Source organism: Pseudonocardia petroleophila, from assembly GCF_014235185.1.
GTDB lineage: Bacteria > Actinomycetota > Actinomycetes > Mycobacteriales > Pseudonocardiaceae > Pseudonocardia > Pseudonocardia petroleophila.
This window is the reverse complement of the sequence record NZ_CP060131.1, coordinates 4,218,081-4,236,182: the sequence shown is the minus strand read 5'-3', so window position 1 is coordinate 4,236,182 and position 18,102 is coordinate 4,218,081. Positions and strand designations below refer to the sequence as shown.

At 77.8% G+C, this 18,102-nt stretch carries 1 protein-coding gene; it reads right to left on the bottom strand.

From position 1 onward, the window contains the following. Window positions 1–15 precede the first annotated feature (15 nt). A complete protein-coding gene (locus H6H00_RS21010; protein WP_185717447.1) occupies window positions 16–18,063 on the bottom strand; it encodes a non-ribosomal peptide synthetase in 18,048 nt (6,015 codons plus the stop codon). Window positions 18,064–18,102: the final 39 nt, after the last annotated feature.

Here is an 18,102-nt window from a genome sequence, read left to right as displayed (position 1 = left end):
CCGGGCCCTCGCGCGTCACCGGGCGGCGGCGGCGATCGCGTCCAGCGCCCGGAACCAGGTCCGGGCCAGGTCCCGCACGGCCTCCTCGGACAGCACCGCGGCGGGCCACGACCAGGTCGCCGTCATCCGGGAGCCGTCGTCGTGGTCGTCGGTGACGACGGAGACCGACAGCGCGTGCCCCTCCGGCATGTCCGGGTCCGGCCCGACCTCGGCGGCGGCGCTCTCGTCGGCGAACGACCAGTCCGTCGCCTCCGGCACGGCGAACCGGCCGAGGTAGTTGAACTCGATCTCCGGCACGGGCAGGGCCGCGAGCACGTCGGCGGTCGGCGGGTGCAGGCGCCGCAGCAGCCCGTGCCCGATGCCGCCGTCGGGCTGCGCGGCGCGCAGGGCCGCGGTGCGCGCGACCACGGCGGCCGCCCCGTCCCCGCCGGCCAGCACGGCGGCCGCGTCGGCGCCGCCGAGGTCCAGGCGCAGCGGGTGCACGTCGGTGAACCAGCCGACGGTCCGGGACAGGTCCATCGCCCCGTCGCCCGCCAGCTCCTCCGCCCGGCCGTGCCCCTCGGTGTCGACGACGAGCGCGCCCACCGCGTCGTCCCGCCCACCGTCACCGTGCCGCGTCCGCCAGTCGGCGACGGCGACGGCGAGCGCCGCGAGCAGCACGTCGTCGACGCCCGCACCGAGGGCGGCGGGCACCGCGCCCAGCAGCGGCACCGTCCGCTCCGGGGGCAGGGTCAGGGTGACCTCGCGGGTCGTCGCGACGGTGTCGACGTCGGCGCGCAGCGGCCGCTCCAGCGGCAGCGGCGCGACGCCGTCGAACAGCCCGGTCCAGTGCCCCAGCTCCCCGGCCCGGTCGGCCGCCGCCCCGGCGAGGAACCCCGACCAGGTCCGGAACGAGGTGTCGACGGGATCGAGCACCGGTGTCCGTCCCGCCTGCACGTCGGCCCAGGCCGCGGCCAGGTCGGGCAGCAGGATCCGCCACGACACCCCGTCGACGACGAGGTGGTGGGCCATCAGCAGCAGCCGCCCGGGCTCGTCGCCGGCGTCGAACCACACGGCCCGCACCATCGCGCCCGCATCGGGGTCGAGCCCCGCCCGGGCCGTGAGCGCGCCGTCGCGGACCGCGGCGCGCAGCGCGTCGGGCCCGGACCCGGCGACGTCGACGCGCGTGAGCCAGCCCGCCGCGTCGAACCCGTCGGCCGCCGGGACCCGCAGCGACCAGCCGCCCGCGCGCACCAGCCGGGCGCGCAGCAGGTCGTGGCGGCGCCCCAGCGCGGTGAGCACCGCGGTGAGCCCGGCCCGGTCCAGCGCGGCCGGGGCGCGGACGAGCGCCTGCTGGTGGTAGCCGGCGAACGGGCCGCCGAGCTCGCGCAGCCAGTGCATGACCGGGGTGAACGCGACCTCGCCCGTGCCGTCGTCGGCGGGGCGGGCCGCGGACCCGACGTCGGTGGCGACCTCGGCCAGCTCGGCCGCGCCCCGGTGCAGGAACACCTGGCGGGGCGTGATCCGCAGCCCGGCCGCCCGGACCCGCCCGACCAGCGTCATGGCCAGGATGCTGTCGCCGCCCAGTGCGAAGAAGTCGTCGTCGATGCCGACCGACGGCAACCCCAGCACCTCGGCGAGCACCGTGACGAGCACCTGCTCGCGCGGGGTGCGCGGGGCCCGGGCCGGACCCGCCAGCGCGGCGAAGTCGGGGGCGGGCAGGGCGCGGCGGTCGAGCTTGCCGGTGGACAGCAGCGGCAGCGCGTCGAGGACGACGACCGCAGCGGGCACCAGGTGCGCGGGCAGGGTCCTCCCCACCGCGCGGCGCAGGTCGGGGCCGTCCAGCTCGTGCCCGACGACGTAGGCGACCAGCCGGGTCACCCCGCCGTCGGCGCGGGCCAGCACGGCGGCCTCGGCGACGCCGTCGAGCGCGGTCAGCGCGGCCTCGACCTCGCCGGGCTCCACCCGGAAGCCGCGGATCTTGATCTGGTCGTCGGCGCGGCCGAGGTAGGTCAGCCGGCCGTCGGCGTCGAAGCGGGCGAGGTCGCCGGTGCGGTAGAGCCGCTCCCCCGGCGTCCACGGGTCGGCGACGAACCGCTCCGCGGTGAGCCCGGCTCGGCCGAGGTAGCCGCGGGCGAGCCCGGCGCCGCCGACGTAGAGCTCCCCGGCGACCCCGGCGGGGACCGGGGCGAGCCCGGCGTCGAGCACGTACGCCCGGCTGCCCAGCACCGGCCGCCCGACCTGCGGCGACGTGCTGTCGGCGACGTGCGCGACCAGCGCGTCGACCGTGGCCTCGGTGGGCCCGTAGAGGTTGACCGCCGCGGTGGAGCGCAGCGCGCGCAGCTGCCGCCACAGCGGCGCCGACACCGCCTCGCCACCGAACCCGACGAGCGCGAGGGGGCAGTCGGTGCCGTCCTCCCCGAACAGCCCGACGTCGGCCATCCGCGCGAGGTAGGACGGGGTGACCTCCAGGAAGTCCAGCCCCTCGCGGCGCACGGCCGCGATCAGCAGCTCCGGGTCGCGGCGGGTCTCGTCGTCGAGGACGTGCACGGCGTGGCCGTCGAGCAGCCACAGCTGCGGCTGCCAGGACGCGTCGAACGCGAACGGCCAGGCGTGGCCGACGCGCAGCGGCGAGCGCCCGGTCGCGGCGACCGTGGGGCGGTGCAGCACCGCGCGGTGGCTCGCGAACAGGTTCGCCAGCCCCCGGTGCGGCACCACGACACCCTTGGGGCGCCCGGTGGAGCCGGAGGTGTAGATGACGTACGCGGGATGGTCGGGCCGCGGGCCGGGCAGCGCGCCGCCGGGGTCGGCGAGCGCGTCGAGGTCCTCGAGCAGGACCACGGGCACGTCGGTGGCGGGCAGCGTGCCGGCCACCTCGGCGGTGGTCAGCACCAGCACCGGTGCGGCGTCGGCCAGGGTGCCCGCGGTGTGCCCGGCGGGGTCGTCCGGGTCGAGCGGGAGGTACCCGGCCCCGGCCCGGTGCACGGCCAGCACGGCCTCGAGCACCCGCGCCGAGCGCGGCAGCGCGAGCGCGACGAGCCGCTCCGGGCCGGCCCCGCGCGCGGCCAGGAGCCGGGCGAGGCGGGCGGTGCGGGCGTCGAGCTCGGCGAAGGTCCAGCGGATCCCCGGGGACACCACCGCGGTGGCCGACGGGGTGCGCGCGACCTGGGCGGCGAACAGCTCGGGGACGGTCGCGCCGTCGACGTGCGGAGCCGCGCCCCCGTCGGCCCAGGGGCCGAGGATCGTCGCGCGCTCGTCGTCGGCGAGGACGTCGATCCGGCCGACGCGCCGCTCCGGGTCGGCGACGACGGCCGCGAGCACCCGCATCAGCCGCTCGACCAGCACGACCGCCGAGGCGTGGTCGAACAGGTCGGCGCTGTACTCCAGCGCGCCGCCGATCGCCGAGCCGTCGCCACCGGACCCGTCCTCCACGAAGTCGAAGGACAGGTCGAACTTCGCCGTGCCGGACCCGATCTCCTCCGGCGTGACGTCCAGCCCGGGCAGCGCGGGCGCACCGCCGTCGTCGGCGAGGTAGACGACCATCGTCTGGAACAGCGGGTGCCGGGCCAGCGAGCGCGCCGGGTTGAGGGCCTCGACGAGCCGCTCGAACGGCACGTCCTGGTGGTCGAACGCGGCGAGGTCGGTCTCGCGGACCCGGGCCAGCAGCTCGGTGAACGCGGGGTCGCCGGAGACGTCGGTGCGCAGCACGGTCGTGGAGAGGAAGAAGCCGACGAGGTCGGACAGGGCCTCCTCGTCGCGCCCGGCGACCGGGCTGCCGATCGGGATGTCGGTGCCCGCGCCGAGGCGGTGCAGCAGCACCGCGACGGCGGCCTGCACCACCATGAACATCGACGTGCCGGTGCGCCGCGCGAGCGCGCGGAGCCCGTCGGCGAGGTCGGCGGGCACGTCGAGGGCGACCGAGCCGCCGCGGAAGCTCGACTCGGCCGGCCGCGGCCGGTCGGTGGGCAGCGCCAGCTCCTCGGGCAGCCCGGCCAGCGCGTCGCGCCACCAGGCGATCTGCCGGGCGGCGACGCTGTCGGGGTCGGACTCGTCGCCGAGCAGGGCGCGCTGCCACAGGGTGTAGTCGGCGTACTGGACGGGCAGCGGGGCCCACCGCGGGGCCGTCCCGGCGGTGCGGGCGGCGTAGGCGGTGGCGAGGTCACGGCCCAGCGGGCCGTCGGACCAGTCGTCGGCCGCGATGTGGTGCAGCAGCAGGAGCACGAGGTGCTCGCGCTCCCCGGTGCGCGCCGCGGTGACGCGCAGCGGCAGCTCGCGGTCGAGCGCGAAGCCGTACCCGGCGGCGCGGGCCACCTCCTCCGCGGACCCCACGACCTCGAACGGCACCTCGGCGTCGTCGACGATCCGCTGGAAGGCCTCGTCGCCATCGGTACCGATGACCGTCCGCAGGCTCTCGTGCCGGCCGACGACGTCGCCGAACGCCGCCCGCAGCGCGGCGACGTCCAGGTCGCCGGTGATCCGCCACAGGACCGGGATGTTGTAGGTCGCGCTCGGGCCCTCGACCCGGTGCAGCACCCACAGCCGGCGCTGGGCGAACGACAGCGGGACCCGCTCGGGCCGGTCCCGGGCCACCAGGGCCGGGCGGGTCGCGGCGGCGGGCCCGGCCGCCTCCACCAGCGCGGCGAGCCCGGCGACCGTCGGGGCGTCGAACACCGACCGCAGCGTCAGCGCGGCACCGAGCTCGGCGCGGATCCGCCCGACGACCCGCATGACGAGCAGCGAGTGCCCGCCGAGGAGGAAGAAGTCGTCGTCGGCCCCGACCCCGTCGCGCTCCAGCACGTCCGCGACGATCCGCGCGAGCGCCCGCTCGGTCGGGGTCTCCGGGGCGCGGCCGCCGGTCCCGGCGTCGTCGGGGGCGGGGAGGGCGGCGCGGTCGAGCTTGCCGCTGACCGCGCGCGGCAGGGCGTCGAGCACGACGAACGCCGAGGGCACCAGGTGCTCGGGCAGCGAGGACGCGAGCGCGCCGCGCAGCCCGGCCGGGTCGGCGTCCCCCACCACGTAGGCGACGAGGCGGGGGCCGGTCGGCCCGTCGTCGCGGACGACGACGGCGGCCTGGTCCACCCCGGGGAGCGCGGTCAGCGCGGCCTCGATCTCGCCGGGCTCGATGCGCAGCCCGCGCAGCTTGACCTGGTCGTCGGTGCGGCCGAGGAACGCGATCGAGCCGTCGGCGCGGCGGCGCACGAGGTCGCCGGTGCGGTACATCCGCGACCCGGGCGGGCCGGACGGGTCGGCGACGAACCGGCCCGCGGTGAGGGCGGCGCGGTTCAGGTAGCCCCGCGCGAGCCCGGCCCCGGACAGGTACAGCTCCCCCGGCACCCCGACCGGGGTCGGGACCAGCCGGGCGTCGAGGACGTGGGTGCGGGTGTTCGCGACCGGCGCACCGCCGGCCGGGCCGTGCCAGCGGTAGGCGTCGACGGTGAACTCGGTGGGGCCGTACACGTCGTGCACCACCGTGCCGGGCAGCGCGGTCAGCCGGTCCCACAGCTCGGGCGGGGTCCGCTCGCCGCCGACCGTGAGCAGGGCGGGGCGGGTCCGCTCCGGGTCGAGGAAGCCGAGGCGGCCGAGCTCGCGCAGGTAGGTGGGCGTGAGGTCGACGTAGTCGATCGCGTGGGCGTCGAGGTGGGCGAGGACCGCGGCCGGGTCCAGCGCCACCGCCTCGTCGACGACGTGCAGCTCGTGCCCGGCCAGCAGCCACAGCACCGGCTCCCACGAGACGTCGACGCCGAAGGAGGCGAGGTGCACCGCGCGCAGCGGCTCCCGGCCCAGGCGGGCCGCGGTGGGCGCGATGAGGTCCTCGTACTGCGAGCCGTACAGGTTCGCCAGGCCCGCGTGGGTGCCGGTGACGCCCTTGGGCACGCCGGTGGAGCCCGAGGTGTAGATCACGTAGGCGGCCGCGTCCCCGGTGACGGCGACCGGCGCGGACGCGGGCGCGTCGGGCAGCGGGCCGTCCAGGAGCACCCGCCGCGGGCCGCCCCCGGGCAGCCGGGTGCCCGCGGTGGTGAGCACCAGCGCGGGGGCGGCGTCGGCGAGCACCAGCGCCAGGCGCTCGGCGGGGTGGTTCGCGTCGAGCGGCAGGTACGCCGCACCGGCGGCGAGCACGCTCAGGATCGCGGGGACGACGTCGGCGCGGGGCAGGGCCAGCGCCACCAGGTCGCCGGGGCCTGCGCCGTGCCCGGTGACCAGGGCCGCGACGGCGTCGACGCGCGCGGCGAGCTGCGCGAAGGTGAGCCGCCCGGCGCCGGTGACGAGCGCGACGCGGTCCGGGTGCCGGCGCACCGCGGCGGCGAACAGCTCGGGGACGGTGCCGCGGTCGACCGTGCGCGGCCGCTCGGCGGCGGCGGCGAGCCGCTGGGCCGCGCGGTCGGCGTCGGTCCGGACGTCGACGGTGCGCAGCGGCGCGTCGGGGTCGCGCGTGACGGCCGCGAACAGGGTGACCAGCCGCTGCAGCAGCTGGTCGGCGGTGGCGCGGTCGACGAGGTCGTCGGCGTACTCGAGGTGCAGGGTGACCGCGTCGGGGTCCTCGACGAGCGTGACGTCGAGGTCGAACTTGGCGGTGGTGTCGGCGAGCGGGTGGTACTCGGGGGCGAGCCCGAGGAACGGCCCGTCCCGGTCGGTGCGGTTCTGGTAGGCGAGCATCACCTGGAACAGCGGGTTGCGTCCGGCCGCCCGCGGCGGGTTGACGGCCTCGACGACCCGCTCGAACGGGACGTCCTGGTGCGAGAACGCGGCCAGGTCGGCCTCCCGGACGCGGGCGAGCAGCTCGGTGAAGCTCGGGTCACCGGACAGGTCGGTGCGCAGCACCAGGGTGTTGACGAAGAACCCGACGAGGTCGTCGAGCGCGGAGTCGGTGCGCCCCGCGATCGGCGCGCCGAGCGGGATGTCCTCGCCCGCACCGAGGCGGTGCAGCAGCGCCGCGACGGCCGCGTGCAGCAGCATGAACATGCTCGCGCCGGTGGCGCCGCCCAGCGCGCGCAGCGCGGAGGCGGTGGCCGGGTCGAGCGTCGCCCGGACGATGCCGCCGCGCCCGCTCGGCCGGGCCGGGCGGGGCCGGTCGAGCGGCAGCTCCAGCTCCACGGGTAGCCCGCGCAGTGCGTCGGTCCAGTACGCGAGCTGGGCGTCGCCGACGCCGGAGTCGAGCAGCTCGCGCTGCCACAGGGTGTGGTCGGCGTACTGCACCGGCAGCGGCGCCCACGCCGGGGCGCGGCCCGCGGCGCGGGCGAGGTAGGCGGTGTCGAGGTCGCCGAGGAACGGCCGGTCCGACCACTCGTCGGTGGTGACGTGGTGCAGCACGACGGCGAGCACGTGGTCGTCCTCGGCGAGGCGCCACAGCGCGACCCGCAGCGGGATCTCGCGGGCCAGGTCGAACGGGCGGGCGACGAGGTCGGCCAGGTCGGCGTCGACGGCGTCCCCGCCCGCGACCGTGAACGGGATCTCCGGGTCGGTGAGCACCCGCTGGTACGGCTCGCCGTCGTGGACACCGAAGACGGTGCGCAGCGACTCGTGGCGCGCCACGACGTCGTGCACCGCGGCCCGCAGCGCGTCGACGTCGAGCGGCCCGCGCAGGCGGTGGACCAGCGGGAACGTGTAGGCCGTCCCGGGCTCGGCGATGGCGTCGACGAGCAGCAGCCGCCGCTGCGCGGGCGAGGCGGGCACGCGGTCGGGGCGGGTGCGGGCCACGATCGGCGGGCGGGCCGGGGCGCCCGCGGCCGCGCGCCCGGCGAGCAGCTCGGGCGTGGGCGCCTCGAACAGGTCGCGGATCGCCAGCTCGGCGCCGAGCGCGGTGCGCGCGCGGCTGATCAGGCGGGTGGCGAGCAGCGAGTGCCCGCCGAGGTCGAAGAAGTCGTCCTCGACGCCCACCGCGGGCAGCGCGAGCACCTCTGCGAACAGCCCGCAGAGCACCTCCTCGGTCGCGGTCTCCGGCGCGCGGCTGCCGACCAGACGGACCGTCGGGTCCGGGTCGGGCAGCGCGGCCACGTCGAGCTTGCCGTTGGCGGTGAGCGGCAGCTCCGGCACCGTGACGAACGCCGAGGGCACCAGGTGGTCGGGCAGCCGCTGCCGCAGCGCGTCGCGGACGGCGGCGACGAGCGCCCCGGCGCCGCGGGCGGCGGTGGGGTCGTTCGCGGTGGGCGCCCCGGAGTCGCCCGGCAGGTGCAGGGCCACCGGCGGCGCGGTGTCCCCCCGCAGGAAGACGGCGTCGACGGTGCCGGGCTCGGCGAAGGTGACCGCGACGGCGAAGCCCAGCTCGGCCCCGAGCGCGTGCAGGTCCTCCTGCTCCACCCCGCCCGCGGCGTCCAGGAGCGCCCGGGCGGCGCCGACCGGCCTGCCGTCGGCGAGCGCGCGCTGCGCGGCGCACTCCCCGGCGAGCCGGGCGTCGGGGACGCGGGCCACGCGCAGCAGGTCCGGGCCCTGCTCGCGCAGGTGCGCGGCCAGACCGTCGAGGTCGGCGACCTGCAGCCCCCAGATCAGGGTGGGGGCCCCGGCGACGGGCCGGACGTCGGCGGGCGCGCGGTGCAGCACCGCGTCGTAGCGGTGGCGGGTCAGCTCGTCGTGCGCGCGGCCGCGCCGGGTGCGCACCGACACCGCGGTGCCGGGCACCCGCTCGGCCAGCTCCGCGAAGAACTCCGGTGCGAGCAGCAGCTCCTTCTCCAGCGCGACGGAGCGCCGCACGGCCCGCTCCACCGACACGGGGTCGGCGCCGGGATCGGCGCGGCGCAGCTCGACCGCGGTGCGGAAGGTCCGCAGCAGGCCCAGGTGCCGCACGTCGCCGACGAACACGGCCCCGCCCGGCACGACCAGCTCCAGCGCGGCCGTGACGACCCCGGCCAGGTAGTCGGCCCCGGGGAAGTACTGGACCACGGAGTTGATCACCACGGTGTCGAAGAACCCGGCCGGGAGCCCGCTCAGGTCGTGCGCGGGCCGCGCCATCAGCTCGACGCCGGCGAACCGCTCCGGCTCGCGCGCGACGTCGGCGCGCAGCTTCTCGATCACCGGCGCGGCGAGGTCGGTGGCCCAGTACGCGTCGCAGTCCGGGGCCAGCTGCCCCATCAGCAGGCCGGTGCCGACACCGATCTCCAGCACCCGGCGGGGCGCCAGCTCCCGGATCCGCTCGACGGTGGCCGCGCGCCACTCCTGCATCTGCGGCAGCGGGATGGGCGCGCCGTCGTAGCTGGAGTCCCAGCCGGCGAACCCGCCGGCGTCGCCGCCGGACGCCGTCGGGATCTCGGTGTACTCGTCGGAGTAGATCTCCTCCCACTCGGCGACCTGGTCGGCCTCCACCGCGGCCCGCGCGGCGGCGTCGAGCGGGGCGGGCACGACGTAGCCGACGAGCCGCCTGGTCCCCGCGGCGGCCGGATCGGGCACGGCGACCACGGCGGACCGCGCCACCGACGGGTGCGCGTCGAGCGCGGCGGCGACCTCCCCCAGCTCGACGCGGTGGCCGCGGATCTTCACCTGGTCGTCGGTGCGGCCCAGGAAGTCGATGGTCCCGTCGTCGCGTCGGCGCACGAGGTCGCCGGTGCGGTACATCCGCCCGCCCGGCGTGCTGGGGTCGGCGACGAACCGCTCCGCCGTGAGCGCGTACCGGTTCAGGTAGCCGCGGGCCAGCCCGGCGCCGGCGATGTAGAGCTCGCCCGGCACGCCGTCGGGGACGGGGCGCAGCCAGGCGTCGAGGACGTGCGCGGTGGTGGCCCGGATCGGGCGGCCGACCGTGGGCGTCGCGCTGTCGGTGGTGCCGCCGCCGAGGGTGTTGATCGTGTACTCGGTGGGGCCGTAGAGGTTGTAGCCCAGGGTCCCGTCGGTGTCGCGCAGGGTGGTCCACACGGCGTCGGAGACGGCCTCGCCGCCCAGCAGCACGAGCGGGGGCCGGTGCGCCTCGGCCCCGTCGTCGAGCAGTCCCTCCTCCAGCAGCAGGTGGGCGTAGGTCGGGGTCACGTTGACGACGTCGATGCGGTGGGCGTCGCAGTAGGCGACGAGCGCGCGGGCGTCGCGGCGCAGCTCCTCGTCGCAGACGTGCACCTCGTGGCCCTCGACGAGCCAGAGCAGCTCCTCCCAGGACATGTCGAAGGCGAACGACACGGTGTGCGCGATCCGCAGCCTGCGCCCGCCCTCGGCGGCCACGACCGGGTCGAAGATCTCGCGGCGGTGGTTGAGCTGCATGTTGGTCAGCCCGCCGTACGGCGTGACCACGCCCTTGGGGCGCCCGGTCGAGCCGGAGGTGTAGATGACGTACGCGGGATGGTCGAGCCGGCCGGGGCGCGACGGCGCGAACGGGCCCAGCTCGTCGTCGGTCAGCGGGCCCGCGGGCAGCGCGGCGCGCTCGGCGACCACCGCGGGGTCGTCGAGCAGCAGGGTCGGCAGCCCGCCCATCCCGGTGGAGGTGGCGCCGAGGCGGGCGGCCACCCGGGAGGTGGACAGCAGCAGCAGGGGCGCGGCGTCGTCGAGGGTCTCGACGAGCCGCTCGGCCGGGTGGTCCAGCTCCAGCGGCAGGTACGCGGCGCCGGTCCGCAGCACCGCGAACAGCGCGACGACGGTCTCCGCCGACCGCGGCAGCGCCAGCGCGACGACGCGCTCCGGGCCGGCGCCGCGGGCCAGCAGCAGCCGCGCGGTGCGGTCGACGGCCGCGCCGAGCTCCGCGTAGGTCATCCGGTGCCCACCGGAGACGAGCGCGGTCTCGTCCGGGGTGGCCCGGACCTGCGCGGCGAGCAGGTCGACGATGGTCTCGTCGCCGACCGGGGCGGCGGGCGCGGGGCGGGTCCGCTCGCCGGGCAGCACGGTGTCGAGCTGCGCGACGGGCCGCGCGGGGTCGGCGAGGAGCTGGTCGAGCACCGCGGTGAAGCGGGCCAGGTGGGCGTCGGCCACCGCGGGGGCGACGACGTCGGGCCGGTGCGAGACCAGCACGGCGTAGGGCTCGCCCGGGGTGACGACGAGGTTGAGCGGGTAGTGCGTCGCGTCGACGTTGGACAGCCCGGTCACGCCCAGCCCGCGCAGCACCTCGCGCTGCGCGGTGTCGGCCCCGCGCATCACGAACAGCGTGTCGAACAGCCTGCGGTGCCCGGACGCCCGCTGGATCGGCCCGAGACCGGTGCTCTCGTGCTCGGCGAGCGCGAGGCGCTCGTCCTGGACGCGGCGCAGCAGGTCGAGCACCGGCTCGTCGGGGAGCAGCCGCACGCGGGCGGGGACGGTGTTGAGGAACAGCCCGATGGTGTCCTCGACGCGCGGCACCTCCGACGGGCGGCCCGCCACGGCGGTGCCGAACACGACGTCGGTGCGCCCGACGGCCGTCGCGAGCGTGATCGCCCACGCGGTGCTGAAGACGGTGTTCGCGGTCAGGCCGTGCCGGTGGGAGAGCTCGCGGAGCCGGGCGGTCGTCCCGGCGGGGAGCGAGGTCTCCACGACCCGCGACGGCCCGGTCACCGGGGTCCCTGCGGGGTCGACGAGCGTCGGCTCGGCGAGGCCCGCGAGTGCCGCGCTCCAGGCGGCGGTGCCGCGCTCGGGGTCGCGGCCGTCGAGCCAGCCCAGGAAGTCGGCGTAGGAGCCCGGGGCGGGCAGCGCGGCGGCGCGGCCGGTGTAGTGGGCCAGCAGCGAGGTGAGGAACAGCCAGGCCGACCAGCCGTCCCACAGCAGCAGGTGCCGGTTGACCACGAGCGTGTCGGTGTCGCCCCGACGCAGCACGAGCAGCCGGAACAGGGGCGGGCGGGCCAGGTCGAAGCGGGTGGCGCGGTCGGTGGCGAGCACCTGCGCGGTGCGGGCGGCCCGCTCGTCGGCGGGCAGCCCGGACAGGTCGATCTCGGTGACCGGCGGGTCGAGGTGCTCCGCGACGAACTGCACCGGGCCCGGCAGTCCCTCGCTGGTGAACCCGGCCCGGATGCCGTCGTGGGCGGCCAGCACCGCCGCGCAGGCCGCGCGCAGCCGGTCGAGGTCGATGCGGTGGTCGAGGTCGACGACCTCCTGCACGGTGTAGGCGTCGCCCGCGGTGTCGAACCCGGCGTGGAAGAACAGCCCGTCCTGCAGCGGCGAGAGCGGCCAGACCGCGGCCACCGGCACCGGGCTGACGCGCCGGACCTGCGCGACCTCCTCCGCGGGCACGGCGCGCAGCGCGGACCGGGCCGGGCCGGGCCGCTCCGCGTCGTCGAGCAGCGCCGCGATCCCCGCCGGGGTGCGCCCGGCGAACACCTCCCGCGGCCCGACGGCGAGCCCGGCGCGGCGGGCGCGGCTCGACACCCCGATCGAGGAGATGCTGTCGCCGCCCGCGGTGAAGAAGTCGTCGTCGGCCCCGCAGCGCTCCAGGCCGAGGACCTCGGCGAACACCGCGCACAGCACACGCTCGGCTGCGGTGGCCGGTTCGCGCGGGCCGGTGGTGCGGGCGGCGGCCGGGGCCGGGAGCGCCGCGCGGTCGAGCTTGCCGCTCGGGGTGAGCGGCAGGTCGTCGAGCGCGACGACCGCGGCCGGGACCATCGGGGCCGGGAGCACCGTCGCCAGGTGGGCGAGCAGCGCCGCCGGGTCCGCCTTGCCCGGTACGACGTAGGCCACCAGCGCCGGGGCCGGGCCGTCGTGGCGCACGACCACCGCGGCGCGGGCCACGTTGGGGTACGCGAGGAGCGCGGCCTCGATCTCGCCCAGCTCGATCCGGTTGCCGCGGATCTTGACCTGGAAGTCGGTGCGGCCCAGGTACTCCAGCGCGCCGTCGGGCGCGCGCCGCACGAGGTCGCCGGTGCGGTACATCCGCCCGCCCGTCCCCCACGGGTCGGCGACGAACCGGCCCGCCGTGAGGCCCGGCCGCCCCTGGTAGCCCCGCGCCAGCTGGACGCCGGTCAGGTACAGCTCCCCCGCGACGCCGTCGGGCACGGGGCGCAGGCACCCGTCCAGGACGAGCACCCCGGTGTTCCACACCGGCCGCCCGATCGGGACCGTGCGACCGTCCCCGGCCGTGCAGGTGTGGTGGGTGACGTCGACCGCGGCCTCGGTGGGCCCGTAGAGGTTGTGCAGCGGCACCCCCGTCGACGCCGCCCAGTGCCGGGCGACCTCGGGCGGCAGCGCCTCGCCGCTGCTGAACACCCGGCGCAGGCCGGCGGACCAGCCGGGGGCCAGGTCGGGCTCGGCGGCGAGGAACGCCGCCAGCATCGACGGGACGAAGTGCATCGTGGTGATCCGCTCGCGGCGCACCACCTCGGCCAGGTACGCGGGATCGCGGTGCCCGTCGGGGCGCGCCAGCACCACGGCCGCCCCCTCGCACAGCGCCCAGAAGAACTCCCACACCGACACGTCGAAGGTGGCGGGGGTCTTCTGCAGCACGCGGTCCGCGGCGCGCAGGCCGTACTCGTGCTGCATCCAGGCGAGCCGGTTGACGATCGCGCGGTGGGTCACCACGACGCCCTTGGGGCGCCCGGTCGAGCCGGAGGTGAAGATCAGGTAGGCGGCGTGGTCGGGCCCGGCGCGGTGGACCGGTGCGCGCCCGCCGCCGCCGTCGACCGCGACGCCGGGCACCCCGGCGAGACCGGCCCCGTCGGCGGTCACCACCGCGACGGCCCCGGCGTCGGCCAGCATCGCCGCGGTGCGGGCGGCGGGCTGGTCGAGGTCGACCGGCAGGTAGGCCGCCCCCGCCCCGAGCACGCCGAGCAGCGCCACCACCAGCTCCGCCGACCGCGGCACCGCGACGGCGACGACCTCGTCGGGCCCGGCGCCGCGCGCGGCGAGCCGCCCGGCCAGGTCCCGGGAGCGGTCGAGCAGCCGCGCGTAGTCGAGCTCCCCGCGCTCGTCGACGACGGCGACCGCGCCGGGCGTGCGCCCGGCCTGCGCCTCGATCCGGTCGAGCAGCGTGGCGTCGGGGACCGGGACCTCGGGGACCGGGGCCGGGGCGGCGCCGAGCGGGAGCGCGGCGACGGTCGTGTCCGGGGCGGTGGCCAGCGCGGTGAGGATCGCGACCAGCTGCTCGGCGACGAGGTCGGCCGCCCCCGCGGCCACCCGCGCCGGGTCGTACTTGACGGTGAGCCCCAGCCCGTCGGCGACGTCGACGACCAGCGCCACCGGGTAGTGGACGGCGTCGTGCACGTCGACGCCGGTGACCCGCAGCCCGGCCACGGGGGCGGACGTGCGCGGGTAGTTCTCGATCACGACGAGCGTGTCGAACAGGTCGGGCAGCCCGGCGAGCCGCTGCAGCTCCCCCAGCCCGACCTGCTGGTGGTCCAGCAGGTCGGTGCCGGCGTCGCGCATCCGGACGAGCACGTCGGCGAGGCGGTCGGCCGGGGACCAGCGCAGGCGCACGGGCACCGTGGCGATGAACAGCCCGACGGCGTCCTCGATGCCGTCCACGGCGGCGTCACGGCCGGAGACGGTGGAGCCGAGCACGACGTCGTGCTCCCCGGTGAACCGGCCCAGCAGCAGGCCCCAGGCCGCGTGCAGGGCGGTGCCGAGCGTGACGCCGACGGCGCGGGCGGCGTCGGTGAGGGCGGCGGTGGTCGCCGGGTCGAGCCGGGCCTCGCGGCGCGCGTGCACCCCGGTCGCCGGGGAGCCGGCACCCGCGGGCGGCGCGGGCAGGGCGGGCACCAGGTGGGTCGGGCCGTCGAGCCCGGCCAGCTCCGCGCGCCAGGCGGCGCGGGCCGCGGTGCGGTCGCGGGCGGCGAGCCAGCGGAACCAGGCGCGGTGGACCGCGCGCGCGGCCCCGTCGTCGACCGCGTCGGCGGTGCCGGCGACGTGCCGCCCGTAGCGCCGCAGCAGGTCCTCGACCAGCACGGCGACCGACCAGCCGTCGACGACGACGTGCTGGAAGCTCACGACGAGCCGGGCCGTCCCGTCGCCGGGCCGGACCAGGGTCAGGCGCAGCAGCGGCGGACGGGCGAGGTCGAGGCGGACCGCGCGGTCGGCGTCGAGGACGGCGTCGAGGCCGTCCGGGTCCGCGAGGTCGACCTCGGCCCAGGGCAGCTCCGCCGTCCGGGCGATCACCTGCACCACGCGGCCGTCGGCGAGCTGGTGGAACCCGGCCCGCAGCTGGGGGTGGGCGTCGAGCAGGTCCTGGCCCGCGGCCCGCAGCGCGGCCGCGTCCGGGACCGCGTCGAGGTGCAGCACCTCCTGGATCCGGTAGACGTCCGCCGCTCCCGCGTCGAGGGCGGCGTGGAAGAACAGGCCCTCCTGCAGCGGCGAGACCGGCCAGACCTCCCCGGCCTCGGCGAGGGGGTCGCCGGCGGGGAGCCCGACGAGCACCCCGGCGTCCGGGCCGGACTCCGCGACCACCTCGACGACCGCGGCGAGCCCGGCGACGGTCCGGTGGGTGAGGACCTGCCGCGGCGTCACCGCCAGTCCCGCGGCCCGGGCCGCCACGACGAGCTGGATCGCCCGGATGCTGTCGCCGCCGACGGCGTAGAAGTCGTCGTCGACACCGATCCCCGGCACCTCGAGGACCTGCGCGAACAGCGCCGTCAGCACCTCCTCGCGCGGGGTGCGCGGGCGGTGCCCGCCCACCTGGGCGCCGAGGTCGGGGGCGGGCAGCGCGGCCCGGTCGATCTTGCCGCTGGTCAGCACCGGCAGGGCGGGCAGCGCGACGACCGCGGCGGGCACCATGTACTCGGGCAGCCGCTCCCGCAGGTGCGCCCGCACACCGGCCACCAGCTCCCGGACGTCGCGGAACGGGGTGGGGCGGTTGGTGGTCGGGCCCGTCGCGGGCCCCGGCCGGTACACCGGGCCGGTCGCGACGCCCGGGCGCGCCAGCACGGCGTCGAACCGGCCGTCGTCGGCCCCCGCGGTCCAGGTGGTGGCGACGCGGTAGCCCAGGCGCTCGCCGAGCGCGTGCACGTCCTCGGGGTCCACCCCGGCGCCGGGGACCGGCCCGCCGTCGACCGCGGCGAGCGCCGCCCGGTCCGCGTGCAGCCGCAGGTTCGGCACCCCGGTGACGCGCAGCAGGTCGGGGCCCGCGGCCAGGCGGGCAGCGAGGTCGGCGGACCCGGCCCACGCGACCTCCTCGGCCGCCGCGGGTTCCGCGGGTGCCCCGGCGCGCAGCACCACGTCGTAGCGGTAGCGGCTCAGCTCGTCGTGCGCGGTGGCCCGCTTCAGCGTGACGTCCGCACTGCCCAGCCGCGGGTCGTCGGCGACCAGCTCGGTGAAGAAGGAGGGGTCGCACAGCAGCTCCCCCTCCCAGGCCACGGCCGCATCGAGGGTCGCGGCGTCGAGCGCAGGAGAGCCGGGCCGGGCCGCCGCGACCCCCGCCCGGAACGTGCGCAGCAGCCCGGCGTGGCGCACGTCGCCGACGAAGACCGCCCCGCCCGGCGCGAGCAGCCCGGCGGCGCGGCGCAGGACGTCGGCGAGGTGGTCCCCCGACGGGAAGTACTGCACCACCGAGTTGATCACGATGGTGTCGTAGCCCCCGGGCAGCCCGTCGAGGTCGTGGGCGGCGCGGGCGTGCAGGTCCACGCGCCCGGCCAGCGCCGGGTCCGCCGCGACCCGCCGCGTCAGCGCCTCGACGGCGCGCTCCGACAGGTCCAGGCCGGTGTAGTGCTCGCAGCCGGGGGCGACCTCGGTGAGGATCAGCCCGCTGCCGACCCCGATCTCCAGGACGCGGCGCGGGGCGAGCTCGCGGATCCGGGCCACGGTGGCGTCGCGCCAGGCCCGCATGTCGGCGCGCGGGATCGGGGTGCCGTCGTAGGTGGAGTTCCAGCCGGCGAAGTCGTCGCCGTCGGCGGCGTAGAGCAGCTCGTGGACGTCCTTCCAGTCCGCCACCCGGCCGGTCCCCGCCCCGTCCAGGCGCGGCACGACGTAGGCCACCAGCCGCCGGTCCCCCGGCCGGTCCTCCCGGACGACGACCGTGGCCTGGTCGACACCGCCGTGCGAGCGCAGCACCGACTCGATCTCGCCGGGCTCGATGCGGTGGCCGCGGATCTTCACCTGGTCGTCGACGCGGCCCAGGAAGTGCAGGTTCCCGTCGGCGTCGGTGCGCACGAGGTCGCCGGTGCGGTAGAGCCGCCCGCCCGGCGTCCACGGGTCGGCGACGAACCGCTCCGCGGTCAGCGCCGGGCGGCCCAGGTAGCCGCGGGCCAGGCCCGGGCCGCCCAGGTACAGCTCGCCGGGCTCCTCCCCGGCGACGGGTGCCAGCCGGTGGTCCAGGACGTGCACCGAGGTCATCGGGTCGGCCACCCCGATCGGCACCGACGGGCCCCGCAGCCGGGCCGGGTGCGCCTCGCCCAGCGTCGAGTTGACGGTGGCCTCGGTCGGCCCGTACGCGTTGAACATCCGCCGACCGCGGCCCCAGCGCCCGACCAGCTCCGGGGAGACCCGCTCGGTCCCGGCCAGCAGCGTGGCGGGCGGCAGCGTCACGTCGGCGGGCATCGCGGCCAGCAGCGCGGGCGGCAGGATCATGAACGTGACGCCGTGCCGGTGGGCGTACGCGGCCAGCTCGGGGCCGGGCACCCGCAGCTCCGACGGCACGACGACGAGCCGCCCGCCGGAGAGCAGGCCCAGGCACAGGTCCCAGAACGCGACGTCGAAGCTGGGCGAGGCGAACTGCAGCACCCGGCTGTGCGGGCCGATGCCGAACCGCTCCACCTGCGTCGCGACGAGCTTGGCCACCCCGGTGTGGGAGAGCACCACGCCCTTGGGCCGCCCCGTGGACCCCGAGGTGTAGATGACGTACGCGGCGTTGCGGACGTCGAGCACCGGGCGCGGGTCGTCGACCGGGGCCGCCGCGAGCTCGGCGACGACGGCGGGGTCGTCGAGCAGCACGCGCGGGACGTCGCCGGGCAGGTCCGCCGCGAGCTCCACCGTGGCGACCAGCACCGCGGGCGCGGCGTCGGCCGCCGTGTGGGCGAGGCGGGCGGCCGGGTGGTCGGGGTCGAGCGGCAGGTAGGCCGCACCCGACTTCAGCACCGCCACCTCGGCGACGACCATGTCGAGCGAGCGCGGCAGCGCCAGCGCGACGACCCGCTCCGGCCCGGCCCCGCGGGCGACGAGCAGGTGGGCGAGGCGGTTGGCCCGGGCGTCGAGCTCGGCGTAGGTGAGCTGCTCGTCGCCGAGCACGAGCGCCACGGCGTCGGGGTCGCGGCGGACCTGCTCGGCGAAGAGGGCGGGCCAGGTGGTCGCGGACATGCGGGTACCCCGTCGTGAGTGCGGTGTGCGGGTGGTGCG